We start from the raw sequence: 24,867 nt of genomic DNA, 5'->3' as shown, positions 1-24,867 counted from the left end.
TTCCTGCAATATTTTCGAAACAAACCCGCTAAGCCTTTGAATTATCAGTAACTGGTTTTTCGCGCTCCCGCATACTGCCTGCTTGCATCACATATGCAAACAGCCGGCATTCCAATACGTCAGCCTTCCCCTTGAGTTATTCTTGCTCTGTCCGCACCTAGAGTCACACAGATTCTGCTATGTTCGTCACGCCCTGCATCCCCATGCGCTTTGTCGCTCATCCTCGCCATAGCCCTGCTATGGCTGCGGTTCGCTTCGCGCGACTGGGGCGCAGATGCGCGCCTCGGCATCCACGCAAACCTGCGTGACTGACTACTAACATCCATGTCAAACCAATAAAAAGGGATGTCCTACATGCCTCATATCCTGATGTACAGCACCGGCACCTGCCCTTATTGCATAAGAGCTGAGCAGTTACTGAATAGCAAAGGCATCACCGAGATCGAAAAGATCCGCGTCGACCTTGCCCCTGAGCGACGCGAGGAGATGATGAATCGAACCGGACGCAGGACTGTTCCCCAGATATATATAGATGACCGCCACGTGGGCGGGTTCGACGACCTTGCCGCGCTGGACCGCGCCGGAGAACTGGATGCATTGCTGGGCAAGTAGCCTTGGTCGTGCGATGATTCGCACCACGTTTTTCATACCCAACCTAACCAATTTCAAGGAATCGCCATGAGCGAACAACAAGCCCAAGCAGTACAGCCGACCTTCTCCATCCAGAAACTGTATATCACCGACATCTCGCTGGAATCTCCGAACACCCCGATGTGCTTCATGGAACAAGCCGACCCGCAGATCGACGTCAACTTCCAGAACGAGGCTCGTGCGTTTGACGGTGGTTTCTACGAGGTATCGCTCAAGGCAACTGCGCAAGCCAAGATCGAGGATCGCACCCTGTTCCTGGTAGAGATTTCCCAAGCCGGCCTGTTCCATATCGAGAACGTTCCGGAAGGTGACATGGACGCGCTGCTGGGTATCGGCTGCCCGACCGTACTCTTCCCCTACCTGCGCGAAGCCGTTTCAGACCTGACCGTACGCGCTGGTTTTGCCCCACTATTGCTGCAACCGGTCAACTTCGAGGCCATCTATTTGCAACAACACGCAGCACAACAAGACCAGGCCACCGGCAATGCCTAAGGCCATGCGCGGAATCTGCCTGTTTGCGGCATTGGCCTTGTGCGCCCATGCTGCACAGGCGCTCGAATTCAGGACCGCCGCCAAGCATGGCGTGGTGCTTTACGAGGCTCCGTCGGAAAAGGGACGCAAGTTGTTTACCCTGAGCCGGGCCACGCCGCTTGAAGTGCTCGTGGAACAAGGCGATTGGTTGCGCGTGCGCGACCACAAAGGCTCGATTGCCTGGATCAAGAAAAAGGATGCTTCCGCGCAACGCCACCTGCAAGTCATCAAGGCGGGCAGCGTCCACAGAGAAGCAAGTGCCAAGTCGGCCGTCGTTTTCAAGACAGAGCCTGACCTGCTTCTGGAAATGCTGGAAAACACCAAAACCGGCTGGCTCAAAGTCAAGCATCGCGACGGGCTGACCGGTTTTGTTCGTATCGAGGAAATCTGGGGTCTATGAAGATAGCCGTTCTCGGGGCCGGCGCGTGGGGCACGGCACTGGCCATTCGCTTTGCCGAACGGCACGATGTCGCGCTCTGGTCCTACAAACCGGAAGAAATCGACGCGATCCGCCAACAAGGAATCAATGAGCGCTACCTGCCCGGCATTCCCCTGCCGGCAACGCTGAGATTGAGCAGCGACCTGAGTGAAGTCATTCACGGAGCCGAGCTGCTGGTCATCGCCACCTCGATGGCCGGGCTGCGCCCGACTCTGTGCAACTTGCGCCAGCTTGGCAGCAAGACGCCGCTCATCTGGGTTTGCAAGGGCCTGGAGGCGGGCTCGATGAAGCTTCCGCATCAGGTCGCCGACGAAGAGATGGAGGCATCCATTCCGCGCGGCACGCTGAGCGGCCCCAGTTTTGCCCAGGAAGTTGCCCAAGGTCTGCCTGCTGCCGTCACGCTGGCTTCGTCGGACGGTGAGTTTGCCCGCCGGACAGCGGAGCAACTCAACTCGAATGTCCTGCGGTTGTATGCAAGCGACGACATCGTCGGCGTGGAAATCGGCGGCGCGGTCAAGAATGTGCTGGCGATTGCTGCCGGCGTGTGCGACGGACTCAAGCTCGGCTTCAATGCCCGTGCGGCGCTGCTGACCCGCGGCTTGGCGGAAATGACCCGCTTCGGTGTTGCGCTCGGAGCGAAAGCGGAAACCTTCATCGGCCTTTCCGGTGCAGGCGACCTGATCCTGACCGCGACCGGCGACTTGTCGCGCAACCGGCGGGTTGGTCTGATGCTGGCAGAAGGGCGAGGTCTGGACGATATTCTGCACAGTCTGGGGCACGTAGCCGAAGGTGTACCGACCGCGCGCGAAGTGCGCGATCAGGCCGGGAAGCTGGGCATCGACATGCCCATCACTCGCGCCGTGTGCCGCTTGTTGTTTGAACAGGCACCGCCGCGTGACGTGCTTGCCGAACTGATGGAGCGGGCTCCGAAGATGGAATCGGAGCAATAATCCATCAGGGAATGCCTGCACTACGCCCTCCACCGGAGGGCGTTTTACATTCCGGCCCAGAACTCCCGCTGAGCGGAAACAAAAGCATCCGGATGCGAGAGAAACGGCGCATGTGCCGCACCGGCATGCACGACCAGTCTGGAATGCGGCAAGGTGGCTGCCAGCCACTCCCCGGCCTTGATCGGCGAGAGCATGTCCTTGTCGCCGAACTGCAGCAGCGTCGGGCAAGCAATTTCGTTCACGCGTGAACGCAAGTCGGCATCGCGCAGGATTTCAAGCCCCTTCTCCAGCGCTGCCAATTGCGGTTCGCCGTGACCGAACAGATCCTGCGTCAATTCGCGCGCCACGGCGCGGGCGGCGGCATCGCCCATCGCCTGCAGCCCGATGAAGCGCTTGAGCGTGCCGCGCCAGTCCTGCAGCAACTGCACCGAAAACTGCGCCAGCGTGTCGGCCGCCATGGCACAGGGCCAGTCGTCGCGCCGGGCAAAGCAGGGTGTGGAGGCGATCAGGGACAGCGAGCGGATTTTTTGCGGCGCCGACAATGCCCACTGCATCGCCAGCTCGCCGCCGAGCGACCAGCCCAGCACATGCACCGGCAGCGGGAAGGCCCGATCCAGCGCCTCGGCCCATTTCTCCAGAGATGCGGGTTCGATGGCCGGGCTACGGCCATGGCCGGGCAGATCGACGACATGCAGACAGTATTCACCGGCCAACCGTTCAACGGTCTGTTTCCAGACCGCGCCGTTCATTCCCCAGCCATGCAGCAGCACCACATCCGGGCCTCGCCCGAAGGTTTCGACATGCAGGTTCATGCGGCTTCCTCCAGCAGTTTGCGCAGGCAGGCGGCGAGATTCTTGACGTCGTCCTCGCTGTGCGCGGCGGTCAGTGTCACGCGCAGGCGCGGCGTCGGCACGGTCGGCGGGCGGATCGCGGCGATCCAGAAACCGGCCTCCTTGAGCGCGGCCGACATGCGCAGGGCCTGGGCATTGGTTTCGACCAGCACCGGCTGGATCGGCGTACTGGATTCCATCAGACGCGCGGCATGGTCCGACAGGCCTTCGCGGAACAGCGCCACCAAGCGCTGCAGATGTTCGCGGCGCCAGTTTTCTTCGGCGATCAGCTCCAGACTCTTCGACAGCGTTTCCGCCAGCAGCGGCGGCGCGGCCGTGGTGTAGATATAGGAACGAGCGGCATTGATCAGCCAGTCGATGATGTCCAGCTCCGCCGCGACGGCGGCGCCAGACACGCCGGCTGCCTTGCCCAGCGTCGCCAGATAGATCAGGCGAGGCGAAGACAGCCCGAACTCGGCCAGCGCCCCGCGCCCGTTGCCCAGGACGCCGAAGCCGTGCGCATCGTCGAGATACAGCAGCGCATCGTAGCGCTCGGCCAGCGCCAGCAGTTCCTTGAGCGGCGCGATGTCGCCATCCATGCTGAAGATTGTGTCGCTGACGATGAGCTTGTGCGATGCCGTGCTCGCCGACAACAAGCGCTCCAGCGCAGCCATGTCGTTGTGGGGATAGCGTTTGAACTCGGCGCGGGACAGCACGCAGGCATCGTTGAGCGAAGCATGGTTGAGCTTGTCGGCAAACACGGCATCGCCGCGACCGGCCAGTGCACTGATTACGCCGAGGTTGGCCATGTAACCGGTCGAGAAAGACAGCGCGGCCGGCTTGCCGACAAAGCGGGCGAAATCGCGCTCGAAGTTTTCATGTGCGGAAAAATGCCCACACACCAGATGCGAAGCCCCGCTGCCCACGCCCCAGTGCGCGGCCGCCGCCCGAGCGGTCGCGATCAGTTCGGGATTGGACGACAGCCCCAGATAATCGTTGCTGCTGAAATTGATGTATTCCTTGCCATCGACACGGATATGCGCACCTTGCAGCGTTTCCAGTTCGGAACGTTGGCGGAACAACCCCTGCTCGCGGCGCTCGGCCAGGTTCTTGCGAATTTCGTCCAGATATTTCATGTCGAATTGCCTGCCACTTGAAGCCGCCATTCTACCGGACTTGTCGAACAAAACCGCGCCCGGCAGGCGTGGCATAATGCCGGCCATGTCCAGACCACACTTCTGGCGCCATCCGCTTTGCCTGGCGCCGCGCGCCTTGCACCCATGGCTAACCGAAGCCGGGTCGCTCACCGCGCGCCTGAAAAAATCCTTTCCGGCGCTTCGAGTCCGCGTGTTGCGGCAAGGCTGGCAACGCCCGGTGCGCGACGAGCTATGTGAACTCCGTCTGCAACGACCTGAGGCATTCGCTGCCGTCCGCGAGGTTTTGCTGCTGGATGGCGACGTGCCGCTGGTCTTTGCCCACAGCGCGACCCCGCGCCAAGCCTTGCGCGGCGGTTTTCATCTGCTGGAACGTACGGGATCGCGCCCGCTCGGCGCGCTGCTGTTTGCCGATCCGACCATTACCCGCTCGCCGCTCGCCTGGTGCCGTGTGGATCGCCGGCATCCACTCTGGCGCAGGGCCAAACTCGCAGCCGGCCCGTTGCCGCCACGGTTGTGGGCGCGGCGTTCAGTGTTTTTTTCCGGGCGCGACCGGTTGCTGGTAACCGAGGTGTTTCTGCCCGCAACAAACCCCAAAACCGTTTGAACCACAGAGACACAGAGAATCATGCACAGAAGCACAGCTCGCAGTACCATCAATCATGGTTTTCTCCCTGGCTCTGTGACTCAGTGGTGAGAGTTCCAAATTGATTCGACAACGCCTTTCCGCCTACATCCGCCTGATGCGGCTCGACAAACCCATCGGCACCCTGCTGCTGCTCTGGCCCACGCTCTGGGGGCTGTGGTTCGCCAGCAACGGGCGCCCCGATCCGCTGATCCAGCTGATCTTCGTACTCGGCACCTTCCTGATGCGCTCGGCAGGTTGCGCGATCAACGACTGGGCCGACCGCGATTTCGACGGCCACGTCGCCCGCACCCAGGCACGCCCGCTCGCCGCCAGGGAAATCGCCCCGCGCGAAGCGCTCTGGCTCGCCGCCGCACTCGCCATCGCTGCATTCCTGCTGATCTTGCCGCTCAACCGGCTGACGCTGCAGCTCTCGATCCCCGCCGTACTGCTCGCGGCCAGCTACCCGTTCTTCAAGCGCTTCTTCGCGATTCCGCAAGCGTATCTCGGCATTGCATTCGGCTTCGGCATTCCGATGGCATTCGCGGCGCAGACGGGCAGCGTGCCGGCACTGGCATGGTGGCTGCTACTCGCCAACGTGTTCTGGACCGTGGCCTACGACACCGAATACGCCATGGTCGACCGTGAAGACGACCTGAAAATCGGCATCAAGACCTCGGCGATTACCTTCGGCCGCTTCGACGTTGCCGCCGTACTGGCTTGCCATGCTGCGTTCCTGGGGTTGATGGTCTGGATCGGCATATCGAACGGACGTGGCCCGGTTTACTTCACCGGACTGGTCGCGGGCCTGTTGCTGGCATTCGACCAACACCGCCGGATTCGCCACCGCGAACCCGCTGCCTGCTTTGCCGCGTTTCTGGCCAACAACCGGATCGGAGCGATTGTGTTTGCGGGGTTGGCGGGGGATTATTGGCTTGGATGATTTTCCGCTCAAAAACACAGGAGCTCACATGAAAGCCGTCTCTGCGCTGCGTTATTACCGCTTGTTGGCCGCGACGCTCTGGCTTGCGCTCTCCCACTTCGCCGTTGCCGAGGCATGCAAAGCCCCCGACTTCGAACAAAACGTCAGCGGCCATGAACAGTGCCTGCGTATGCGCCGATATGGCAGCTCCGCGCCCGAGGTCATGCTGGTCTGGCTGCATGGTGACGTTTCTAGCGGTGGGCCGGCCGATTACCACTTTCCCATCGCCCGAAAAGCCGCCGAAAAATTTTCTGCGGCCAACTTGTTATCCATCGCCTTGGTCCGTCCCGGTTATCCGGACGGCAGCGGCGAAATTTCCACCTCCAGCGAACCGCTACGCCAGCGATACGATCACTACACCAAAGAGAACATTAAGGAAGTGGCTGCAGCCATCCAGCATCTGCGCGACAAGTTCAAACCCGGCAAGGTCATCGCCATCGGTCATTCAGGCGGCGCAGCAACTTCCGCTCTGATCATGGGTATGAACCCCGGTCTGCTGGATGCAGCCGTTCTGGTCGCCTGCCCGTGCAACTTGGCACAATGGAGGTCGGGGGGAGGGAAAAGGCCGTGGTATAACAGCGAAGACCCCATGAAATGGGTGAATAAAATCGATCCGGCAACCCATGTCATTGCACTAACCGGCCGCAATGACAGCAACACCTTCCCGGAGATCGCCGAATCCTATATTCAGGCACTCCAGGCAAGAAAAATTAATGCCGAGTTCCAGATATTGAACGGAGAAAACCACAACAACGCATTTCGCGCCGCAGAGGTTTTCGATGCCGTACAGAAGATGATTGCCGCGAAATCGACGCGGGCAGTCCATGCAAAAGCTCAGTAATCATATTTGGCTTTGTGGCGCGAATCGGAGCAGGGTCGAGCTCCCTCACCTTTCCACTGGCGATCAAAGTCTCGTGCCATTACTCGCTCACCCTGCAGTTTGAAGCAACACATCTTGGTTTCACGAAACTTCGTCGGTGATGGCCACTCCATTTTTTCCAGATCGTCCGGCCCAGTTGGCGAGTGACTCGTAAGGTCTCGTTACGCACTCTGGCAACTGGCGTATTTTCTTTCCATGGCTGCCCATTATTGCGTATTGGAATGATGGCGGCTGCGCCTCCCCGACTCAGCCAAGGGATCTCCCTTGTTGACGCGGGGCCGCAGCCACCTTTGTTCAGTTGGCTTGGCCGGGTTTGGCCGGCTCCACCTCGACCAGCTTGACCACCTGCTTCACCCCGCTCACCTTGCTCGCGGCCTTGGCCGCGCGTTCGATAAGCGCAGGCTTGGCGATCCCCATCAGGTAGACCACCTGCCGCTCGGTAACGATCATGACATGCACGGCAGAAGCGTCACCCGCATCGGCCAGCACTGCGGTCTTGACGCGGGCGCTGATCTGGCTGTCGTTGGCGCGGGCAGTCACTGAAGACGGCGCAGCCACCACCAACTCATTGTAGACATTGCGGGGGCGGTGCTTCATCTGCCAGGCGAACTGCTCGACCTGCTGCTTGGCCGCAGCGTCTGGCACTTCACCGGTCAGCAGCACCAGATCGTTGAACACGCTCACATTGACGTGTGCGCGTTCCTTGTAGGTATCGATGATGCGCTCGGAAAGTTGCGCACCCAGATCGAAATCCCGCTTAATCACTTCCGGCTTGCGTGGATCGGAACCGACCCACAGGCCGAGCGCCGCGCCGCCGACAAACACAAGCGGAACGCAAGCCGACAGAAACGAGGCGGTTACAAGGGCAACGATCAGTTTTTTCATTTCACTCTCCTCCGAGCAGCATGTAATCCACCGCATCGCACAGGGCGTGGATGATGGTGATATGGACTTCCTGGATGCGGCAGGTACGTTTGACCGGAACGCAAAGGTGGACATCGTCCCCGGACAGGATATCGCCGATCAGCCCGCCCTCCTTGCCGGTCAGGGCAATCACGCTCATGCCCCGGTCATGTGCGGCGTGGATGGCGGCAACGACATTGGCGGAATTGCCGGACGTGGAAATCGCCACCAGGATGTCGCCGGCGCGTCCCAAAGCATGTACCTGCTTGGAAAAAATCAGGTCGTAATCGTAATCGTTGGAAATCGCCGTCAGCGCCGAGGTATCGGTCGTCAGGGAAATTGCGGCCAGACCGGGACGCTCGCGCTCGAAGCGTCCCACCATCTCGGCTGCGAAATGCTGCGCATCCGCGGCCGAACCGCCGTTGCCGCAAAGCAGCAGCTTGCCATCGGCCACCAGTGTCTGGACCATGCGTTCGGCGGCTGTCGCGACCAGTGGCGACAGGGTTTCCATGGCCACCTGCTGGGCCGTCATGCTTTCGGCGAAATGCCCCTGCATGCGTTGAATCAAATCCATTTTGTTTCCTGCTTCAATCCATATCAATGCAGTTCTTCAGCCAAACCATTTCCCGGCCATCGAAGCATACCGCATCGAAACGGCAGGGCGGCACATTCGGCAGAGTTTGCAGGTAAGCCTGCGCTGCAGCCACGAGTTTAGCGCGTTTTGCAGCATTGATGCTGGCCGCAGCGCCGCCGAAGCCCGATGTCGCCCGCTGGCGCACCTCGACGAACACCAGCGTAGCGCCTTCGCGCGCCACGATATCGAGCTCGCCGTGGCGGCAGCGCCAGTTGCGGGCCACGATTTTGAGCCCGGTCCGGGCCAGATGATCGGCTGCGGCCGTTTCCGCTGCGACCCCGCGCAAATTCATCGCTCAGCGGTTCCGGATGCGGCTTGGGAGGATGGCGGTACGGCATGGCGCACAGTCGCGACCCGCGGCGCCAGTTCGCGCACGACCGTTCCGTCGGACGACAGCGTCAGGCGCCCGGTCAAGCCCTCCAGATCGGTCACGCTACGCCCACCAGCCAGCGCATCGGCCAAGCGCCAGGCATCGACGCCAAGCGCGAACAGGCGCTCTATATCGCCCGACGGCGAGCGATGACGGCCATAAACGGCATATTCCGGGGTGTCCGGCTCGGCAAGCCAGGGCATTTCCACATAGTTCACGCCGGAAAGATCAACCGGCACCGCGCGGCCAACTGTTATCTGAGAAGTGGCATAGCAGGGCAGCGCTGCAGGCAGGTAGGGGCGCAGCAGGCTGGCACGGCGACCGTCGGAAGCGAAGAACACCGCGTCCGCACCTTTCAGTTTGGCCTGCAGCGCAGCAGCCTCGGCACGCGGCTGCTTGACCTCGATTTGCACGGGTACAGCGCCCCCCCCCTCGCTCCACGCCTCGGCAAAAGCTTGCGCCATGCGCGCGGACAGCGGCCCCGGCGAAACCAGCACTGCCGGCGCTGCCACCTGGCGGTTGCGCATCAGCCGCACGATCTGCTGCACTTCAAGCTCGATCGACAGACCGAAACTGTAGAGTTTGGGGCGGCGCAACGTGGCTTCATCGAAACTGTTGAGCGCCAGCACGGGGATGGAGAAATCGGCGGAATCCGCCAGGTAATTCACCGCGCTGCGGGTCAGCGGACCAATCACCACCGCTGCGCCCTGACTCTTGGCGAGGTTGAACATCGACAGCGTTTCTTCTTCGGCATCGCCGGTTTCGAATATGCGCACGGGCAGGGCATCCGCCCCGCCATGAGCCCGCGCGGCAGCCAGTACGCCGGACTTGATCGCCTCGGTGGCCGGCCTGAGTGCCTTGCTCTTGCCCGGCAGGATAAGCGCAACAAAGCGTCCGCTATCCGGTGCAGGCACAGCGGGTTGCGCACTGGCGCCACACACCAGCGCGCCGTATAGTAGCGCCGCAAGACCGCATTTCAACCAAGCCAGACCGCGCAACCGCGACAGGCCATTCAGGAGAGCGCCAGCGTGCATAACGAGCCCCAACCGATCAGGAAGTCCACATTATATGTGGTCGCCACACCAATCGGTAATCTTGATGACATGACGCCACGCGCCGTTGAAATTCTCAAGCAAGCCGACCTGGTCGCCGCCGAAGATACGCGCGTCACCGGGCACCTGTTGAAACACTTCGGCATCTCCACACCGATGATCAGCCTGCGCGAACACAACGAGCGAGGCATGGCCGAGAAACTCGTCGCGCGCATGCAGGCCGGAGAGGCCATCGCGCAGGTCTCCGATGCCGGCACGCCCGCCATTTCCGACCCCGGCGCACTGCTCGCCGCCGCAGCGCATGCCGCAGGCATCCCGGTCGTTCCCGTCGCGGGCGCATCGGCGCTGGCTGCCGCACTCAGCGCCGCCGGCTTCACCGCGCCACACACGCTGTTCTACGGATTCCTGCCACCCAAGAGCAACCAGCGCCGAGAAGTGCTGGACGGGCTCAAGGATGCGCATTGGGTTACCGTCTTCTACGAAGCGCCGCACCGCATCGCCGATTGCCTGGACGACCTCGCCGCCGTGTTCGGCGCGGAGCGCGAAGCCGTTCTGGCGCGCGAACTGACCAAGACCTTCGAAACCATCCGCCGCCTGCCGCTGGGCGAGATGACCGACTGGGTCAAAAGCGATTCCAACCAGCAACGCGGCGAGATCGTGCTGGTCGTCGATGCCGCCCCGCCCGCCGAAGCACAGGACATCGCCGAGCACGACAGCCTGCTTGCGCCGCTCGTCGCCGAGCTCCCGCTCAAACAAGCCGTGGCGCTGGCCCAGAAAATTTCCGGGGCCCCGCGCAACGCGCTTTACGAACGGGCGCTGGAACTGAAAAAAGCAGCCGAAAATAATTAGCGCACAGCCTGTTGCCAGCCACAGGCCACTCGTGGATAATTGCCACCCTCTGCCCGGGTGGCGAAATCGGTAGACGCAGGGGATTCAAAATCCCCCGCTGAAAGGCGTGTCGGTTCGAGTCCGACCCCGGGCACCAGAATAGAGTACAAAGCAGTCCAAGCAAGTCCATCAAACCCGCATAGCTTAAGGCTTTGCGGGTTTTTTGTTTGCCAAAGCAGTCCAACCAAAGCCCATGCCATCCACTAGTTTTTGGTATACAAAAAGCGCAAGATATACTTATGCAGTCTTTTTCGTATACCCAAAACATGGGGTGACGCCATGCCCAAGAAAATCGCGCCTTTGACCGATGTTCAATGCCGCACGGTTAAGCCAGCCAACAAAGACCTGAGTTTGTTCGATGGGAACGGGCTGTTTTTGCTAATAAAGGCAAACGGATCAAAGCTTTGGCGCTTTAAATACACTCGACCAAACGGCAAAGCAGGCATGCTGTCTTTTGGGGAATACCCAGTCACGGGACTCGCAGACGCCCGCAAAAAACGTGATGCTGCGCGCGAACTACTGGCCACAGGCACAGACCCCAGCGACCAGCGCAAGCAAGACAAAATCGGGAACCAAGAGAAGTTTGCAAACACCTTCGAGATCATTGCCCGCGAGTGGCACAAAACCAAGCGCGCCAGATGGAGTGACGATCATGCCGACCGAATACTCGACTCGCTCGAAAAAGACGTGTTTGCGGAAATGGGAAAATTACCAGTAACCGAAATCTCTGCGCCAATCATTCTTCGCGTCATAAAAAAAATTGAGAAGCGTGGCGCTGTAGAAACCGCAGCCCGCGTCTTGCAGCGGATATCTGCAGTAATTCGTTACGCAATCCAAACGGGACGCGCATTCAACAATCCAGCTGCGGATCTAGTCGGGGTGGTTTCTGCAGTTAAAGTGGAACATCGCCCTGCCATGCCTCGATCAGAGCTGCCTGAGTTTTTCCGTCGTCTTGAAGCTGAACCGCTGCATATCCAGAACAAGCTGGCCATGCACCTACTGGCATACACCTTTGTACGGCCAGGGGAACTACGGGGGGCAAGATGGGAAGAATTTGATCTTGAACGTGCAGAATGGAGAATTCCGGCGGAACGCATGAAGATGCGTAACGAACATATTGTCCCTCTGTCTCGTCAATCACTAGCTCTGCTGGAGCAGCTACGTCCTCTAACCGGACGATTTTCCTTGCTGTTTCCTGCACAGACCGATGCTAACAAACCGATAAGCGAGAACACGCTGGGTTATGCATTAGGGCGCATGGGCTACAAAGGCATCCACTGCCCCCACGGATTCCGAGCGCTTGCCTCCACCATTTTGAACGAAGAGAATTTTGATCCCGATGTAATTGAGCGCCAACTTGCGCACGCACCTCGTGACAAAATTCGTGCCGCCTATCATCGCGCACAGTACCTGGACGAACGCCGCACCATGATGCAGTGGTGGGCGGATTACCTTGACACATTAAAAAAGAACCCCTGCCCGCGCTTGTAAATTAATTGCCACTTCGAAGGTTTGCTAGTTATTCCGTATCTGGACCTTTTGCAATCTTGACCCACTCTGAGATGTAGCGCTTTTGCTCCGACTCGAACCTAATCAAAATTTCCAAAACTTGCGCGCGACTCAATAAATAATTATCCGCCATAGCGTCCAACCGCTTAAGGCTTTTTTCTGTCAAAACAACGTTACACTGCTTTTTACCCTTAAGGCTGTTTCGATATTTTTCTTGACTCCATCGTTTTTTGACCGAGCTAAAGCACAACTGCACCTCACTAGGCTGCAGAGTCAAATTAAAAAATATCAATATTTCAGACTTGGCATTTAAACTCAGACATTCAATCAATCGCCAATTTAGCAATAAGTGAGAGTTTTTTCTCACCCAATCAACCAACATAGCTATCTTAGCTTTTTCATCACCATCAAATAACCACATATATTTTTTATCTTGCTCCACCTGCCGCGCCCACTCTAATTTATATTTATTCACCTCAATCGTCTTATCAGCACGGCTCATCAAATCCAAAACTAAAATTGATTTTTCATTTGACTTTAATTTATAAGAGTCCGGAAACAACATTACTCCGGACTTATTGGAAATCCATTTAAATTGCCATTCATCATCAACAATCCACGCAAGAGTCGACTCCGGCAATAGTGCAACATTATTATCATATTCCTGCAAAAGCCCATCAATATTCACATTATTGAATTTGATGTAGCTAGCCATATCATCATTCGACCCAGGCGCATTAAATCTCAAGGAGCTCATACCTAGACTACTCAATCGAGCCCACAACCAATTCTCTAAACGCCAACCACATTTATCACGACCAATCACCTTAAAAAAATCATCACCGGTTCTCACAGCGCGCCACCATCTCTAGAGTTGTTTTAGTAGTTATAGTGCATATTTATGTTTAGGATCAAGTATTTTTATTGGATGTTTCAAGTATATATTACTCGGAGCAAACACAACAAACATCCGTACTTAACACTTTCCAAGCTTAGATTAAGCATAAAGAATATCGTCACAACACCCGCACCAACAAAAATCATGATCTCCCAAAGAGGAGGCGGGCACCACCACAGCAAAAACCAAACCGAGCCCCATCGACACACCAATAAAAACGGAAGCAGGAAGTTAAGTGAAATTTATAATTCAGCATAATTCTTCATCACAACCATCCCCACCCAGCAATAATCCTACTCCCGTTTTATGAATTATCTTTCCCGCAGCCATTCCAGCAAGCATTTAATACCATGCCCCACCAGTACGCCCGTAACGATAGCCGTCACAGCCGGCAATACTGGATAAGGCCGGGGCGAAATGCATTCCCTTTGCTGCCCGGCGGAATGAACCGGTTCAGCCGCGATTGGCTCGATGTCCGTACTACGCGCAGGATCAGAGCGGCAGGATTCTGCCGATTCCAGTGGAATGCTTTCCCTGCTCGTGAATGGTGTGGCGGTTTCGTTACTCATTCCCAATCCGATCCCCATTCCAAAGTGATGCGCCAGCAGGCGGGTGTAAATAGGGTCTCGATTTAGACTTCCCGGCTGAACCAGCCGATATTTTTGCTGTTCCATATAACGTCCTTTCCTAAATATGAAGAGCCGGGGATTCCCGGCTCTATGGCGTTTTGGTTGGTGGCGGTGATTCAGACATCCTCGTTTTCACTGGATTCAGGTTTGAATTTCAACTGCTGAACCGTACAAGCTGCACTATCCAAATCACTGCGCTTTCCGCGATAAACCGGCTGAAACAAACTGCCGCCCGGATAAGCGTACAGATATTCCACTTCCACAATGTCACCGGAAGCCGGAATGGCGTGATTGGGCGGAATGGTCACATTGCCGACCGAAATCAGATGCCGGCCTTTGGCATTGAGTTCAAATACCCCCAATCGCACACTGCGTTTGCCGGGATTGATTGCCACCACACAGCAACTCGCCGATTCGGTGAATTTGAATTTCAGCCAATCTCCCCCGCTATTCGGACGCCCCTCGGTTACCGGGCAATCCACGCGCTTGAACACGATGCCTTCGCCGCGCGCGGTTTTGACCTGTTGCCACAGGCGCTGTTTGTCAGCGGCACCGGTGGCTACGGCAACCGTCTTGAGATGCCGACACCCCGCCAGCGTCACTTCAGCCAGACGCATGCGTTCCAGCCAAGGCAGGGCATGAACCGACCGACCGCGATGAACATGCAGATCGAAGACATGCAGCTGCTCGCCGATCAGTTCGCCATCGACGTGGATTTCTCCATGCTGTACGGCAATGGCCTGCAACTCATGAGCCAGCGATTGCGGCAACGGCACCTGCAAGCCCTTGCGGTTCGCACCGATCACTTTCCCGTTTCTGGTGTGCGCCGCGCGACGTTCACCGTCCATCTTTTCCTGCGCCGCCCAAAGCGGATGCACGAGATAGTTCATGGCTTCTTGTTCGGAAACCGGATTGAGCAACTGCGGAACAAAGCCCGTCTGGCGCTCCGCTAGTGTTGTTGCCTGATACGGCGTACCGGACGCTTCCGGGGTGTAGCCTTTGGAAGTTTTTTCCTGGAGCAGCTTGTTGTAGATTTTGCGGGCTTGTTCCAGATCGACCGGCAAGACGGTCTTGGTGCCACTGGTCAACGTACCCCCGCGACGACCAAAGCGGAAATTGACCACAAAGCCGTCGGCCACTTCGCCCAGCTCGATGTGGTATTCCTTGTTGCTGCGGCCATCGGTTAGAAACAGATGGGCTTGGGCATGAATTTTCATAAGGACTCCTGAATGCAAAAGCCCCGCCTGTCATCGACAGAACGGGGCGGGTGGAAATAGAAAGAAGCAGAAGACAGAAGGAAGGAATAACTCAGTTCGGGCAAAGCCGTTTGGCCCAGTCCGGCAGAAAACGCCTCAACACGGCACGAATCTCAGGAAGATCCTCCGGATCGCCGCGCTGAAAAAACTCCAGCGCCAGTTCACCCAAAGCGCATTGCCACTCGGTATCGGTCGGAAATTGACCGGTCGAGAGCAAATGTAGAGCAATGGCATCGCCCAGTGCTTCGGTCACCTCATAGGTGTAAACGCCAGGGAATCCGCAAGCACACACCTGATACAGCGCTTCGCACAACTGCATGTCCAGAACGGCCAGTTCTGCCATCCGGTCATGCAGCTCAATCCCTCCCATGCCCCAGCAATGGAACAGATCATCGGAATTCCGTCGATGGGTAAACCCGTCCCACAAGGAAGAGGCATGAATGGCAGCCTGTTGAAGTTGCCAGGCCGATTCCGGAAAAACTGCGCTCGGACTCCGGGCTTCACGGTGTTGCAGTGCCGGCATCATGGATACCTCCAGATTCAAGTCCTTTCGGTTGATTCGGCGCAGGCGCAGAAGACCTTCTTTGCAGGAGCTGAACGGACAGCGCGCCGAGTGCAAAGCAGATGGCAAAGCTCACCAGGTAATCAATCGGACCATTCTGATTCATGGCGCACCTCCTGTCGCATGACGGCCCAATCGCGGCGTCACCCGATTCTGGCGAACATGGGGAGAGCCGGTTGCTGGACTGGAAACCGGCAGATCGGCCCCGTGGTTTTGTGTCTCCTGGATGCCCGAAGGAGACGAAGTCGCCTCCTGCGTTTCCGGGAAAAACTCTTCCACAATGGCCGGCGCTTCTTCTTCGCTGTCTTCGAAGACGCCGTTAGCCAGCGCAAGACGAGCGGCATCTTCCAAGCGATCCGTTTCCACTCCAGCTTCAGCCTGTTGTTGCGCCTCATCCCGCGCAAACTTCACGGCACTGGCCAAGGTATCGGAATTGCGCAGGGTCAGATCGACATAGAACACCGGCGCCCGATGCGATTGCGTCGTGCTTTTGGCGCGCAGTTTCAACATCAGCGGCAGGTGCTTGGTGTTTCCGCCCGAGGCGGCCTCGAAATACCGCAAGCGGGCCGCCAAGGTACGCACTGAGTTGTAACCCGTGGTTCTGAAAATGAACGAACCCAGCTCATCCTCCTGTCCGTCGATCTGGACATTGAGACGGCCATACAGCTTGCAGCCGGCCTTCTGCCCGAATGCGCAGCCTTGTGGGCCGGGACATTCCAGTTCCGATACCCCAGTGTCCTCACTGCGTTTTGCCGTTTGACCATTACCGACACACACCGGCCTGCCAGTCTGACGATCGAATACCGAATATTCGGCGCGCAGATTGAGATCGGTATCGTTGAACAACAACCGAACCGGAATGGCACGCAGTTTGTTGTCGGTTGCTTCGGCATAGTGATTATGCAAAGGGTGCAGCATCCAGCCATCCCGGCCTTGAACCTGGCTGGTGATGGTAAAGCAGTCATCCTTCTCTGGCAGGCGTTTGCCGTTACGTTCAACGACGCGCCCGATGGAAATCCGCCCGATGACAGGCGGGGTTATCGCAAGACCTTTGATCATTTGAAATCCTCCTACGTTTGAAATCAGCACACGAGACATGCCACCCAGAAACCGACGGCATAAAAGCAAACAGGCCGCGATTTACGCGGCCTGCTGCTGGGGAGAGAGTTGAGGTTTGGGTTTATCGACCTGAACCAGAAAACGTCGAGAGCCTGGACTGATCTGCTGATATTGATTGACCAAGTCGGGATGATCGGTCTGGAAACGCGTCATATCGAAGCGGGTACTGTCCTTGGCGCATTTCCATGAAATCCGGCCACCGACAAAACGGGCTGCCGTGGCTTCACCCATTGCCGATTGCAATTGCTGGCGCAGCAAGGATTCCGACCGTTCCAGTTCACCCAGATCGGCCCGTACCTGCAACAACCGGGTAAACAGCGCATTCAGCTCCGCCGATTCCGAGCAATCCAGCTCGATACCGGAATCACGCGGATACAGAAACGCCAACGCCGAACCGGAAGATTCCGAGCCATCGACAGCAGGCTGAACATCCGACTCGAGCATCCCCCAGAACAAAGTTTCCCGCTCAATCAGATCGGCAATCTGCGACTCATCGCGCTCAATCCGATAGATCCGGAAATCCTGCCCACCGATCAGCACCGCCACATCTGCCCAAGCCTTACCTGTTACCGCTAGTTGATGAATCACTTGGCATTGATAATGCTCCGGCACCCCGTCTTCCCAGAACTTGGCGGAATGCCCGCCCGCGGTTTTAACTTCCAACACCCCATCAGCACCGACTGCGCGATCCAGATTGGCCAGCATGAACGGATGATCGGGATGCTGCAGAACGGCATTCACCCGCCGCACCTTGTTACCGGTGCGATTGGCGTAGACATTAGCAATGATGGCTTCCAGTGTCGTACCCCAAAACACTGCTTCCGATTGAGAAAAATCATCGGCGGATTTGCGACCGGTCTTCTCCAGCCACAACTCCAAGGCTGACTTGTAGGGAGACAAACCGATAGCGGCAGCGGCATCAGATGAACCGATCCCGCCGCGTCGGACAGCCAGCCATTGTTCACGGCTCATGCCTTGGGTGGAAACCAGACGGACTACGTTGCTTCGATTGTTCATAAAACCTCCAGACGTGAAAAAGCCCCGCCAGTGAGAACTGGGCGGGGCTTCTTTAAAGATTGATCAAACAAATGCCGCGTAAGCGGGATTATGCGGGGCGATCTTCCCGTGAATGCCAGACTCGGACTATCAGTACGGAACCATCATCCAGAACGGCGTAGCGAAGAACATAAGCTGATCGGCCAAAGCGGGCGGGGAATTGACGGAACTCTGCCAAGGGCACGCCGATTCCTGGCGATTCTGCTAACTCCTTGGCCGCCTGTCTGATCGCTTCAACTGCCCGTTGGGCTGAGTGCGGACTGTTTTCAGCGAGGAAGTGATACAAGCGCTCGACATCGCGCAGAGCATCGGGATGCCAGTTCAGTGCGGGCACGGTCCGGCCTCTCCGGCAGCTAGTTTGGCCAGCCAGGCATCCGCAGCTTCATGCGGCACAACAGGCAGACCGGACAAAACCGCATCCAGTCTGGCCCGGTCCTCTTCGAGCATCAGCGCATCCTGGAATACAGATGCCACAAATTCATCCACGCTTTGCCCGTGACGATGCGCAGCTGAAAGCACGGCGTTTTCAATTTCAATCGGTAGCGATACGGTCAGCATGTCGCGCTCCAGTAACGATTTTATTCGCCATAACTATGCCTCACTTCATCGGCTTTGTCATAACGAACGGGCTGGCTGCTCGCCTCTCCATCAAAGCGTACAGCCAACTACGCGATCAGCTGGATAGCCGAATCCAGCGCCTTCTGCTTGATCTGCGCCCCTTGCCCAAACCAGGCGGAATCGAGCCGGTAATCCTGACTGCGCGCGCGGCGTTGGTGATCCACATATTCAGTCACCGCATTGAGCAAGCCCCAAGCCGTACCGCGAGCCCCAGGCAGTAATGCGCCCATTCCGGTGCCACTATATAAAGCCGTGACCTGCTGCATCGCCTTGGATGTCGGGCCTCCCTCAATATCCAGAACCTGTTCATCTAGCACATCACTGAAGAACTGCGTCGCCTCCAGTCCGGATACCGGACGGCTGGCCAGATCGCGAATATTGCCGATGAAGCTGTCCCAGGCTGACAAGCCAATTCCCAGCGACTCCTTGACGGCTTGCGGATCGAACTTGGTCGAGTGTGGCACCTTTACCGCGCCGGAAGAATTCGCCACGGCCATCTGTAGGGTGTTGTTGCAGACCACCCGAACTGAGGTGAACTGCGCCGTCGTGCAAAGCGTTCCGTCGCAACTGGTAGCCAGAAGTAGGTAGGCTTTGACGCGATCCCCTCCCTTGACCAGTGCTTCCTGCCCGGTACGGGCCAATGCCCAGAGCTTCTTCCCGCCCTTGAGTACACCAGCAGTTTCCAGCTCAAACCCGCCAGCCTCCACCAGATCCTTGTAGAAGTGGAGCACCTCTTCCGGCTGAACGACCTGATAGCGGTTTGACACCACCGACAACGGAGCCAGCGTGTCAGATCGGTACAGCACTTTCGAATCGGAATGATTCCGGATATGCAGATCTTCTTCGCCTGCGACGTTAAACAGCACCGGACTGTGATTGATCGACCAATCCATGCCAGCCTCGGTGATCCAGCGCTCGATAGGCTGGTTGGGCGTCAGCTGATTGCCCAGACCATGCCAAGGCGTTTCACGAACGAAAGCCATGGTTTCAACGAGATGTGCCATTTCAATTCCTCCTGATAAAAATAAAAAAACCCCGACAATCGCCGGGGCTGTTTGACTAATAACTCGTGCGCAAGCAAGTTGCCAATTCATGATCCTTGGGCAAAAAATGCTTATGCCTGCTCATTTTGATGATATGTGACCATAATTTATTTGAATAAAGTTTTACGCATAACTTGTACATTATATGGAGAGACAAGCAGCAGCAAAACCCGCATTAATCAAGTAATTTCTTAGCAAATGCTTGGCCACAATTGATGCGCACGGAGTAATTCGCCATACGTGGCAGTGCTTTGCATTCCGGTATTGGTATTATTCTGTATTAGTACATTAGTGTTATTGCATTATGCATTACCACATCAATACCATTACATCCAATACGGATGATGTATCTCATTGCATTCATGCATAACAACATTAGCTACTGAGCCAATAACAAGGCCAACAAGCAATCAACACTCCATACTTTGCCAAAGTCAACTCTCTCCTTTTTCACCATACACAAAGGAGCTCACCATGTTCAACTCAACAAAATTTATCTTATCTGAACAATGTCAATATGCCATGCAAACATGGAGTTTCAGTGACAGCAACAATCTTCGAAGCACAATGAAATATATCGATCATCTTTTTCAAAAGAGATCACGATTGCTGGCTATACGTATCGACCTGAGTTTTCGAGCAGGAACTGAAGGTCAATATAACGCTGAGCTTGCACGTGAATATTTCTCCAGGTTTATGAACAACCGTAGAAACAACAGTATCTTTGCGAACGAAATGGGATATATCTGGGCTATGGAGTGGGGACCTGAAAGAGGATTTCATTACCATTGCATATTTTTCTACGATGGACATGCGTCACAGCAGGACATCACGATAGGCAGCAGGATTGGATCCTATTGGATAAACGAGATTACACAAGGAACGGGGTATTTCAGCTGCAGCAATGACAACAAATCTGAACTTGAAAGAAAAGGATTCCCGGTAGGAATAGGCATGATCCATCGGAATGATGTTGGAATGCGCGAAAATCTGGCATGGATAGCCACTTATCTGATCAAGAACGAGACCAATATCCGCGCAGTATTACCTGAAAGCCTGAAGCGCTTCCGTACATTTGGTCATGGTGAAATTAAGTAACCAACCGGCTTAATAGGCACAGCCACAACAAAACCTTTCCAACGCAGTGTAAAAAATTACCGACCACACCTATCGCATGAGAGAGAAACGCGCTCAGAAATTTTCATGCATAGACAACCAAGCGGTCGATATTTGAACTGCGTTGGACAAGGAGAAACAAGATGAAACCATCTCACGCCACAGACAGATTCATTCGCCTACCAGAATTGATCAACAAAATAGGCATAAGTCGATCATCGATATACAACAAGATGAATTGCAATTCCAAGCACCACGACAGTACATTTCCACTCCCAAAGCGCCTCGGCCCCAACACCGTAGCTTGGCTTGAATCAGAAATAGAGGGTTGGATGCAACTAAAATAATTAGCTCAACAAAAAACACTATTATGGATAATCTCTTTACGCACAAGCAGCCAGCTGTCACATTTCGGGCACTTCTCCCACATCAATCCATCAGGAACCCCGCCTAGCGGCGCATAAATCACACCGTACCAATTACACCTCTGGCACGTAAACACAATCTGCTGTGGGCGATAAGGCATGGGTTCCCGGTGGCGATGCACTTAAATCAACAAAATGGCCGTTGTTCGTAGCCTGGTCGTCACCTCACCCCACGCAGGCGGCTTGCGCTTTCATCCCTGATTTGAACTGCGTCAGCCTGTCGTGGAGCTGATCCGCTTCGCTGCTGATTTTTTCGATGTACGCCAGCAATTGCTCAATGGCCCGCTCCATGTTGTCCACAAAATCCAGATTCGATGCTGCAACGTCTTCATCAACCCGAATGCCATGCAGATCACCGGAATGAGGCATTCCGTCCGCCCCGACGATTTCAAGGAAACGGTTGGTGGCTTCGATGGTCTCAAGCAGCGGATGATCCGCGATGGATTTCTTGAACTGGTTGAAATCAGAAACGAAGGCCGAGCGGAGGATGAACAGGTAGCTTTTCTGCAGAAAACCTTCATCCCCGAAAGACTGGCAGTCCGCAAGTTTTGTACGAACGGTGCAATTGAAGTGCGTAGACAACTTGAGCATTTCCATCGGCTCGATCCGCAGCCGTTTCTGCAGGCTTTCCAATGCATCCTGAATTGCCAGCCAGGCAGGCTGATGCTCAACTTCGGTATTGGAGGTAAATTGATCGGCGGCTTGGGATGGCGTAGTCATGGTTTTCTCCGGTATCCAAGATGGTTTGCAAACAGCGCAGATCGACAAAAGGAACCTGTGTTCCTGTCGGTGCGCTACCGTGAAACCATTCTAGGACCGGGCTAGGTCAAGCCATGTCGCAGCAAGCGCTTGGAACGTCGGTCTACGCCGTCATTGCACAACAACCCGTTACGCTGACGCAGTGCGCGTCAAATTCGTGGATTTTTGCTCTTCGATACATGCCCACCCGCACCGATCAACTTGTTTGCTTCACAGAAACATCAATGAGCACTTCCAAGCACTCAGACTCTGCAGGAAGAGCGCATACGCCGGCGGCGTGACCGACGGGGGGCAGTCACACAGGCGGTCGGAGTAAATGACTTGGTTGCACAGGCTTCCTGAGAGATAACATCGGGTGCAGGTGGCTCATCCCGAACACTGGATTCCGCCTGGGGTGACAATTCTTTGGACGGCGACATCAGCCATCGAAGGGCCAGGAAAATCGCCAGCACCAAAAGTACAAATGGCCCCAGCCTGATAGCCCCCCAGACCAGGATCGGGATCAGCACGATCCCCAGCGCAAGGGCCATGCCTATCCGTTTGAGGATTTTTTTGATGGTGTAATCGTCCGTTGACTTGAAGGCAGCCAAGAGGAAAACGGCAACAACAACGCCGAGAATGAGGTGCATGACATGCTCCGATTTTTAGAGGCACTACAACCGATTTTATGGGGAAGCTGTGTCAAACCATGTCGCAGGGCTGCGCGGGATTTTTCGATGGAACAGAGTGCACTCCCCAGAGGGACGGGTGCTCAACCCTGCAAAATACATGAAGGAGTGGTTATGGAAATGATGTAGCGATGCGCTTGCCGGATGATCTGTCCGCACAACTGAACGCGCTAGCCAAGGCCACCGGGCGCAGCAAATCCTTTCTGGCCGGACAGGCTAATCGTGACTACATCGAGCGGGAAGCTTGGCAGATCGGCCAAATCACCCAAGCACTGCAGAAGGCCGACGCGGGCGATTTTGCCAGCGAAACCGAAGTGAGCGCCATCAGCGCGAAGTGGCAACGCCATGCTGGTTAAATGGCTGCGCACCGCACTCAAAAAACTGAACGGCCGACAGCCACATCGCGCAGGAAAACCCACAGCCCAAAATTTGGCCACACTCGGGTTAATGTTTATACTTCTGATTTTACTACCCATATATACCATCAATGAATTCAATTATCTGGATCGCCTCAGCATTGCTTGGCGTCTTGTTCATTAAGACTTTCGTCGTAACATTACGTAAATATAAAGAAAAAACAAAAACCGATGTGCAACCAGCCGTTTCGACTGATGCTCAACAAATTATTATTCATGAGACCATTCCAGACCAGCTAATAATAGGGCAAACGCATTTAACTCCTCTCGTTACAATCAATTCATTGCTAGACATGGACGCATTTGAAAATGCAAAGCCATTAGAGCTTGAATGCAGCAAACCTATCGGAAAACTGAATGCACTTTTGCAGGCAGCCCCATCCATACTGATTGCCAAAGAGGCACACGGGAAAAAGCTTATGGAGGTGGTAATAAACGGCGATCTTGTTAGAGCAACAGATGGAAATGGTCTACGTCCGTTTGCCATGAGTGGCGGCAAAATTACCGAGCAAGCAAAACTATATGAGGCTGACAAACTACAGAACATGATCAATGCAGCGGCAGTATGGCAAATTGCATCGGTCGTGGTTGCTCAAAAGCACTTAGCAGACATTAGCCAAAAGCTCGATGAGATTAAGAACAAGGTAAATAATATCTCTGAATTTCTCGACAATCAGAGAAAAGCTCGAATTCAAGGCACGTATGAGTACTTAGGTCAGGTGTACTTTTCGATAAAAGAAGGAGACCTCCCTGAGACCGCACGCACAGAGCTAGAAAACTGCGAACGTGACCTTCTGGAAATTCAGTGTCATTTAGAAAATGAATTTAAACAAAAGCTAGTTAAACGAGTAAAGCACACGGAAACATTTGGCACAGAAGATCTTACAAACGATATTAGAAGAAAAATTTTAGAGCTAGAAAAACTCACCACTGACATCACTCTATGCATGAAAACGCGGATTGCTGCTTGGCACGTATTGTCATTGTTTCCTGGCAATCCTCACCTCAAAATTGCACGAAGGCAGAGCATAGAAAAATCCATTAATTCATTTTCAGCACTGGGTATAAAACTCAAAGATGCCATGTTTGGCGAAATCAGCGAAATCAAGTCCGTCTGGAACATGGAGAGCACATTGCAAGAACGCAGAGACTCTCTCAAAGGGAGGTGCCAAGCAGCTACGAGTTTGCTTGAAGGTTACGCAAAGGAGGGCATGGAGCAAATCTCTCAGAGCGAGGCTCTACTATTAAAGCACGACCAGCCTAGTAAATTTGTTATCCAGATTGAAAATGGCCAACCAATTGAAGCAAGAAAAATTATTTAGATAGAACAAAAAACACAACCCAGGGTGGCAGCCATTTTATTTTTAGTTGCCACCCTAGACGCGAAGTATATGTAGATTAGGCGTTAGGTATTACACACATCATCCAGCAGCGTTAAATTTCAACTATTCGCTCGCCTCTTTCTTAACTATTCAATTGTTTGTTTCTTAGTAAGCTCCATGCTTGCCTCTCCTACGCCCCCCACCTTTGCAGTCATTCTTCTATCATATCCATCTGTGATGGATATTATTAGCGCGATACCAAGAAACATTATCGCCAATATTGTAGCAACAGCCATTCCTGTTGTTGCGGTTATGGCACCAACAGCCATCACCCCACTAATGCCACCTGTAAATGGCGTTGCTGCTATGGCGGCAGCTAGCACTCCTAGAGCGGGTTTAGATAGTTTAGTTATCTTTTCCGCGTTATGTATTTTTTCAGCCAACTCACCCTTTACTATGATTTTTTTCGCTTTATTTTTAACAGCCAACTCCAAATCTTTTTTTGTCCTTACCTCGATATAGTCGCTCATTGCATTCCACCTATGTAATTTGCTTGCACACGCAAATTTAAATATTGACAAA

The 24,867-nt window shown here is 55.2% G+C and carries 32 protein-coding genes, 1 tRNA gene and 1 pseudogene; 14 read left to right on the top strand and 20 right to left on the bottom strand.

What is annotated here, in order from left to right; all coding sequences use genetic code 11:
- Positions 1 to 354 precede the first annotated feature (354 nt).
- The 4 genes from grxC (at position 355) to BMZ36_RS07680 (ending at position 2,571) form a co-directional block, all read left to right on the top strand.
- Positions 355 to 612, top strand: a complete 258-nt coding sequence (gene grxC, locus BMZ36_RS07695; protein WP_091193961.1) for a glutaredoxin 3 — start codon at positions 355 to 357, stop codon at positions 610 to 612.
- A gap of 66 nt (positions 613 to 678) precedes the next feature.
- Positions 679 to 1,143, top strand: coding sequence for a protein-export chaperone SecB (secB, locus tag BMZ36_RS07690; RefSeq protein ID WP_091193924.1), 465 nt, complete (start codon positions 679 to 681; stop codon positions 1,141 to 1,143).
- Entirely contained in the window at positions 1,136 to 1,582 is a 447-nt protein-coding gene (locus BMZ36_RS07685) for an SH3 domain-containing protein (RefSeq protein ID WP_245747827.1), read from the top strand. Before secB ends, BMZ36_RS07685 begins: the two co-directional genes overlap by 8 nt.
- On the top strand, positions 1,579 to 2,571 hold the full coding sequence (locus BMZ36_RS07680; protein WP_091193918.1) for an NAD(P)H-dependent glycerol-3-phosphate dehydrogenase: 993 nt from the start codon (positions 1,579 to 1,581) through the stop codon (positions 2,569 to 2,571). The genes BMZ36_RS07685 and BMZ36_RS07680 overlap by 4 nt, the downstream gene beginning before the upstream one ends.
- A 44-nt stretch (positions 2,572 to 2,615) precedes the next feature.
- Here the strand turns inward: BMZ36_RS07680 and bioH are convergent, their stop codons facing one another.
- Positions 2,616 to 3,383, bottom strand: coding sequence for a pimeloyl-ACP methyl ester esterase BioH (gene bioH, locus BMZ36_RS07675; protein ID WP_091193915.1), 768 nt, complete (start codon positions 3,381 to 3,383; stop codon positions 2,616 to 2,618).
- On the bottom strand, positions 3,380 to 4,624 hold the full coding sequence (gene bioF / locus BMZ36_RS07670; protein ID WP_245747822.1) for an 8-amino-7-oxononanoate synthase: 1,245 nt from the start codon (positions 4,622 to 4,624) through the stop codon (positions 3,380 to 3,382). Before bioF ends, bioH begins: the two co-directional genes overlap by 4 nt.
- Between bioF and BMZ36_RS07665 the strand changes: the two genes are divergently transcribed.
- The 3 genes from BMZ36_RS07665 to BMZ36_RS07655 all read left to right on the top strand — a co-directional run bounded on the left by BMZ36_RS07665 (position 4,623) and on the right by BMZ36_RS07655 (position 7,003).
- On the top strand, positions 4,623 to 5,162 hold the full coding sequence (locus tag BMZ36_RS07665; RefSeq protein ID WP_091193956.1) for a chorismate--pyruvate lyase family protein: 540 nt from the start codon (positions 4,623 to 4,625) through the stop codon (positions 5,160 to 5,162). The two genes, bioF and BMZ36_RS07665, sit on opposite strands and share 2 nt — an antisense overlap.
- Positions 5,163 to 5,298: 136 nt before the next feature.
- Positions 5,299 to 6,123 carry a 4-hydroxybenzoate octaprenyltransferase gene (gene ubiA / locus BMZ36_RS07660; RefSeq protein WP_091193908.1) on the top strand — a complete coding sequence of 275 codons (825 nt, stop codon included), beginning with the start codon at positions 5,299 to 5,301 and terminating at the stop codon, positions 6,121 to 6,123.
- 28 nt (positions 6,124 to 6,151) lie between these two features.
- Complete coding sequence (locus BMZ36_RS07655; protein ID WP_091193903.1) at positions 6,152 to 7,003, top strand: alpha/beta hydrolase family protein; 852 nt, start codon at positions 6,152 to 6,154, stop codon at positions 7,001 to 7,003.
- A gap of 56 nt (positions 7,004 to 7,059) precedes the next feature.
- Here the strand turns inward: BMZ36_RS07655 and BMZ36_RS07650 are convergent.
- From BMZ36_RS07650 to BMZ36_RS07630, 5 genes and pseudogenes are all read right to left on the bottom strand, one after another.
- Positions 7,060 to 7,280: pseudogene (locus tag BMZ36_RS07650) on the bottom strand (IS5/IS1182 family transposase); the annotation flags it as partial.
- 56 nt (positions 7,281 to 7,336) lie between these two features.
- On the bottom strand, positions 7,337 to 7,927 hold the full coding sequence (locus BMZ36_RS07645) for a BON domain-containing protein (protein ID WP_177187822.1): 591 nt from the start codon (positions 7,925 to 7,927) through the stop codon (positions 7,337 to 7,339).
- Between the two features lies 1 nt (position 7,928).
- Positions 7,929 to 8,519 (bottom strand): phosphoheptose isomerase, encoded by a 591-nt coding sequence (locus BMZ36_RS07640; protein WP_091193896.1) that lies wholly within the window; start codon positions 8,517 to 8,519, stop codon positions 7,929 to 7,931.
- A 13-nt stretch (positions 8,520 to 8,532) separates the two neighbouring features.
- On the bottom strand, positions 8,533 to 8,871 hold the full coding sequence (locus BMZ36_RS07635) for a YraN family protein (protein ID WP_091193891.1): 339 nt from the start codon (positions 8,869 to 8,871) through the stop codon (positions 8,533 to 8,535).
- Positions 8,868 to 9,983: a penicillin-binding protein activator gene (locus BMZ36_RS07630; protein WP_091193887.1), complete on the bottom strand. Its 1,116-nt coding sequence runs from the start codon at positions 9,981 to 9,983 to the stop codon at positions 8,868 to 8,870. Before BMZ36_RS07630 ends, BMZ36_RS07635 begins: the two co-directional genes overlap by 4 nt.
- On the opposite strand from BMZ36_RS07630, the gene rsmI reads away from it, so the two are divergent.
- From rsmI to BMZ36_RS07615, 3 genes are all read left to right on the top strand, one after another.
- Positions 9,978 to 10,850, top strand: coding sequence for a 16S rRNA (cytidine(1402)-2'-O)-methyltransferase (gene rsmI, locus BMZ36_RS07625; RefSeq protein WP_281242214.1), 873 nt, complete (start codon positions 9,978 to 9,980; stop codon positions 10,848 to 10,850). The genes BMZ36_RS07630 and rsmI overlap by 6 nt on opposite strands.
- Positions 10,851 to 10,901: 51 nt before the next feature.
- Positions 10,902 to 10,986: transfer RNA gene (locus tag BMZ36_RS07620), tRNA-Leu, on the top strand.
- Between the two features lie 182 nt (positions 10,987 to 11,168).
- Positions 11,169 to 12,380, top strand: a complete 1,212-nt coding sequence (locus BMZ36_RS07615; RefSeq protein WP_091193878.1) for a tyrosine-type recombinase/integrase — start codon at positions 11,169 to 11,171, stop codon at positions 12,378 to 12,380.
- Positions 12,381 to 12,408: 28 nt separating this feature from the next.
- Here BMZ36_RS07615 and BMZ36_RS07610 read toward each other — a convergent pair whose 3' ends face one another.
- The 10 genes from BMZ36_RS07610 to BMZ36_RS07575 form a co-directional block, all read right to left on the bottom strand.
- Positions 12,409 to 13,251, bottom strand: a complete 843-nt coding sequence (locus tag BMZ36_RS07610) for a hypothetical protein (RefSeq protein WP_143086002.1) — start codon at positions 13,249 to 13,251, stop codon at positions 12,409 to 12,411.
- A 356-nt stretch (positions 13,252 to 13,607) separates the two neighbouring features.
- Complete coding sequence (locus BMZ36_RS14305; RefSeq protein WP_143086001.1) at positions 13,608 to 13,970, bottom strand: hypothetical protein; 363 nt, start codon at positions 13,968 to 13,970, stop codon at positions 13,608 to 13,610.
- A gap of 71 nt (positions 13,971 to 14,041) precedes the next feature.
- On the bottom strand, positions 14,042 to 15,142 hold the full coding sequence (locus tag BMZ36_RS07605; protein ID WP_091193873.1) for an RNA ligase family protein: 1,101 nt from the start codon (positions 15,140 to 15,142) through the stop codon (positions 14,042 to 14,044).
- A gap of 91 nt (positions 15,143 to 15,233) precedes the next feature.
- Positions 15,234 to 15,707: a hypothetical protein gene (locus BMZ36_RS07600; protein WP_143086000.1), complete on the bottom strand. Its 474-nt coding sequence runs from the start codon at positions 15,705 to 15,707 to the stop codon at positions 15,234 to 15,236.
- The gene (locus BMZ36_RS14525; protein ID WP_177187821.1) at positions 15,682 to 15,849 is read right to left on the bottom strand and encodes a hypothetical protein; all 168 of its coding nucleotides are present in this window, start codon (positions 15,847 to 15,849) and stop codon (positions 15,682 to 15,684) included. The genes BMZ36_RS07600 and BMZ36_RS14525 overlap by 26 nt, the downstream gene beginning before the upstream one ends.
- Positions 15,846 to 16,802, bottom strand: coding sequence for a recombination directionality factor (locus BMZ36_RS07595; protein ID WP_091193863.1), 957 nt, complete (start codon positions 16,800 to 16,802; stop codon positions 15,846 to 15,848). The genes BMZ36_RS14525 and BMZ36_RS07595 overlap by 4 nt, the downstream gene beginning before the upstream one ends.
- Before the next feature lie 81 nt (positions 16,803 to 16,883).
- Entirely contained in the window at positions 16,884 to 17,879 is a 996-nt protein-coding gene (locus BMZ36_RS07590; RefSeq protein WP_091193857.1) for a YqaJ viral recombinase family nuclease, read from the bottom strand.
- 88 nt (positions 17,880 to 17,967) lie between these two features.
- Positions 17,968 to 18,252, bottom strand: a complete 285-nt coding sequence (locus tag BMZ36_RS07585) for a type II toxin-antitoxin system RelE/ParE family toxin (RefSeq protein WP_218142664.1) — start codon at positions 18,250 to 18,252, stop codon at positions 17,968 to 17,970.
- Positions 18,240 to 18,476, bottom strand: a complete 237-nt coding sequence (locus tag BMZ36_RS07580; protein ID WP_091193855.1) for a hypothetical protein — start codon at positions 18,474 to 18,476, stop codon at positions 18,240 to 18,242. The genes BMZ36_RS07585 and BMZ36_RS07580 overlap by 13 nt, the downstream gene beginning before the upstream one ends.
- Positions 18,477 to 18,583: 107 nt before the next feature.
- Entirely contained in the window at positions 18,584 to 19,540 is a 957-nt protein-coding gene (locus tag BMZ36_RS07575; protein WP_091193853.1) for a DUF932 domain-containing protein, read from the bottom strand.
- Positions 19,541 to 20,053: 513 nt separating this feature from the next.
- Here BMZ36_RS07575 and BMZ36_RS07570 point away from each other — a divergent pair.
- Positions 20,054 to 20,677 carry a YagK/YfjJ domain-containing protein gene (locus tag BMZ36_RS07570; RefSeq protein WP_091193847.1) on the top strand — a complete coding sequence of 208 codons (624 nt, stop codon included), beginning with the start codon at positions 20,054 to 20,056 and terminating at the stop codon, positions 20,675 to 20,677.
- Between the two features lie 161 nt (positions 20,678 to 20,838).
- A complete protein-coding gene (locus BMZ36_RS07565; RefSeq protein WP_091193844.1) occupies positions 20,839 to 21,042 on the top strand; it encodes an AlpA family transcriptional regulator in 204 nt (67 codons plus the stop codon).
- 243 nt (positions 21,043 to 21,285) lie between these two features.
- Here the strand turns inward: BMZ36_RS07565 and BMZ36_RS07560 are convergent, their stop codons facing one another.
- Together BMZ36_RS07560 and BMZ36_RS07555 are read right to left on the bottom strand one after the other, a co-directional pair.
- Complete coding sequence (locus BMZ36_RS07560; RefSeq protein ID WP_091193839.1) at positions 21,286 to 21,840, bottom strand: hypothetical protein; 555 nt, start codon at positions 21,838 to 21,840, stop codon at positions 21,286 to 21,288.
- A 281-nt stretch (positions 21,841 to 22,121) separates the two neighbouring features.
- Positions 22,122 to 22,508, bottom strand: a complete 387-nt coding sequence (locus BMZ36_RS07555) for a hypothetical protein (RefSeq protein WP_091193835.1) — start codon at positions 22,506 to 22,508, stop codon at positions 22,122 to 22,124.
- Between the two features lie 170 nt (positions 22,509 to 22,678).
- On the opposite strand from BMZ36_RS07555, the gene BMZ36_RS07550 reads away from it, so the two are divergent.
- Entirely contained in the window at positions 22,679 to 22,903 is a 225-nt protein-coding gene (locus BMZ36_RS07550; protein ID WP_091193832.1) for a CopG family ribbon-helix-helix protein, read from the top strand.
- A gap of 131 nt (positions 22,904 to 23,034) precedes the next feature.
- Positions 23,035 to 24,285 (top strand): hypothetical protein, encoded by a 1,251-nt coding sequence (locus BMZ36_RS07545; protein ID WP_091193830.1) that lies wholly within the window; start codon positions 23,035 to 23,037, stop codon positions 24,283 to 24,285.
- 146 nt (positions 24,286 to 24,431) lie between these two features.
- Here BMZ36_RS07545 and BMZ36_RS07540 read toward each other — a convergent pair whose 3' ends face one another.
- The gene (locus BMZ36_RS07540) at positions 24,432 to 24,815 is read right to left on the bottom strand and encodes a PM1101 family membrane protein (RefSeq protein WP_091193827.1); all 384 of its coding nucleotides are present in this window, start codon (positions 24,813 to 24,815) and stop codon (positions 24,432 to 24,434) included.
- Positions 24,816 to 24,867: the final 52 nt, after the last annotated feature.

The sequence above is a fragment of the Formivibrio citricus genome (genome assembly GCF_900115065.1).
GTDB classification, from domain to species: domain Bacteria; phylum Pseudomonadota; class Gammaproteobacteria; order Burkholderiales; family Chitinibacteraceae; genus Formivibrio; species Formivibrio citricus.
The sequence above is the reverse complement of the archived record's forward strand: the minus strand, read 5'-3'. Positions and strand labels throughout refer to the sequence as shown.

Excerpts from the sequence above, each read along its gene's own strand:
- grxC (WP_091193961.1), top strand. The coding sequence starts at position 355 with ATGCCTCATATCCTGATGTACAGCACCGGCACCTGCCCTTATTGCATA.
- secB (WP_091193924.1), top strand. The coding sequence starts at position 679 with ATGAGCGAACAACAAGCCCAAGCAGTACAGCCGACCTTCTCCATCCAG.
- BMZ36_RS07685 (WP_245747827.1), top strand. The coding sequence starts at position 1,136 with ATGCCTAAGGCCATGCGCGGAATCTGCCTGTTTGCGGCATTGGCCTTG.
- BMZ36_RS07680 (WP_091193918.1), top strand. The coding sequence starts at position 1,579 with ATGAAGATAGCCGTTCTCGGGGCCGGCGCGTGGGGCACGGCACTGGCC.
- bioH (WP_091193915.1), bottom strand. The coding sequence starts at position 3,383 with ATGAACCTGCATGTCGAAACCTTCGGGCGAGGCCCGGATGTGGTGCTG.
- BMZ36_RS07665 (WP_091193956.1), top strand. The coding sequence starts at position 4,623 with ATGTCCAGACCACACTTCTGGCGCCATCCGCTTTGCCTGGCGCCGCGC.
- bioF (WP_245747822.1), bottom strand. The coding sequence starts at position 4,624 with ATGGCCGGCATTATGCCACGCCTGCCGGGCGCGGTTTTGTTCGACAAG.
- ubiA (WP_091193908.1), top strand. The coding sequence starts at position 5,299 with ATGCGGCTCGACAAACCCATCGGCACCCTGCTGCTGCTCTGGCCCACG.
- BMZ36_RS07655 (WP_091193903.1), top strand. The coding sequence starts at position 6,152 with ATGAAAGCCGTCTCTGCGCTGCGTTATTACCGCTTGTTGGCCGCGACG.
- BMZ36_RS07645 (WP_177187822.1), bottom strand. The coding sequence starts at position 7,927 with ATGAAAAAACTGATCGTTGCCCTTGTAACCGCCTCGTTTCTGTCGGCT.
- BMZ36_RS07640 (WP_091193896.1), bottom strand. The coding sequence starts at position 8,519 with ATGGATTTGATTCAACGCATGCAGGGGCATTTCGCCGAAAGCATGACG.
- BMZ36_RS07635 (WP_091193891.1), bottom strand. The coding sequence starts at position 8,871 with ATGAATTTGCGCGGGGTCGCAGCGGAAACGGCCGCAGCCGATCATCTG.
- BMZ36_RS07630 (WP_091193887.1), bottom strand. The coding sequence starts at position 9,983 with ATGCACGCTGGCGCTCTCCTGAATGGCCTGTCGCGGTTGCGCGGTCTG.
- BMZ36_RS07615 (WP_091193878.1), top strand. The coding sequence starts at position 11,169 with ATGCCCAAGAAAATCGCGCCTTTGACCGATGTTCAATGCCGCACGGTT.
- BMZ36_RS14305 (WP_143086001.1), bottom strand. The coding sequence starts at position 13,970 with ATGGAACAGCAAAAATATCGGCTGGTTCAGCCGGGAAGTCTAAATCGA.
- BMZ36_RS07605 (WP_091193873.1), bottom strand. The coding sequence starts at position 15,142 with ATGAAAATTCATGCCCAAGCCCATCTGTTTCTAACCGATGGCCGCAGC.
- BMZ36_RS07600 (WP_143086000.1), bottom strand. The coding sequence starts at position 15,707 with ATGATGCCGGCACTGCAACACCGTGAAGCCCGGAGTCCGAGCGCAGTT.
- BMZ36_RS14525 (WP_177187821.1), bottom strand. The coding sequence starts at position 15,849 with ATGAATCAGAATGGTCCGATTGATTACCTGGTGAGCTTTGCCATCTGC.
- BMZ36_RS07595 (WP_091193863.1), bottom strand. The coding sequence starts at position 16,802 with ATGATCAAAGGTCTTGCGATAACCCCGCCTGTCATCGGGCGGATTTCC.
- BMZ36_RS07590 (WP_091193857.1), bottom strand. The coding sequence starts at position 17,879 with ATGAACAATCGAAGCAACGTAGTCCGTCTGGTTTCCACCCAAGGCATG.
- BMZ36_RS07580 (WP_091193855.1), bottom strand. The coding sequence starts at position 18,476 with ATGCTGACCGTATCGCTACCGATTGAAATTGAAAACGCCGTGCTTTCA.
- BMZ36_RS07575 (WP_091193853.1), bottom strand. The coding sequence starts at position 19,540 with ATGGCACATCTCGTTGAAACCATGGCTTTCGTTCGTGAAACGCCTTGG.
- BMZ36_RS07570 (WP_091193847.1), top strand. The coding sequence starts at position 20,054 with ATGTTCAACTCAACAAAATTTATCTTATCTGAACAATGTCAATATGCC.
- BMZ36_RS07565 (WP_091193844.1), top strand. The coding sequence starts at position 20,839 with ATGAAACCATCTCACGCCACAGACAGATTCATTCGCCTACCAGAATTG.
- BMZ36_RS07560 (WP_091193839.1), bottom strand. The coding sequence starts at position 21,840 with ATGACTACGCCATCCCAAGCCGCCGATCAATTTACCTCCAATACCGAA.
- BMZ36_RS07555 (WP_091193835.1), bottom strand. The coding sequence starts at position 22,508 with ATGCACCTCATTCTCGGCGTTGTTGTTGCCGTTTTCCTCTTGGCTGCC.
- BMZ36_RS07550 (WP_091193832.1), top strand. The coding sequence starts at position 22,679 with ATGCGCTTGCCGGATGATCTGTCCGCACAACTGAACGCGCTAGCCAAG.
- BMZ36_RS07545 (WP_091193830.1), top strand. The coding sequence starts at position 23,035 with ATGAATTCAATTATCTGGATCGCCTCAGCATTGCTTGGCGTCTTGTTC.
- BMZ36_RS07540 (WP_091193827.1), bottom strand. The coding sequence starts at position 24,815 with ATGAGCGACTATATCGAGGTAAGGACAAAAAAAGATTTGGAGTTGGCT.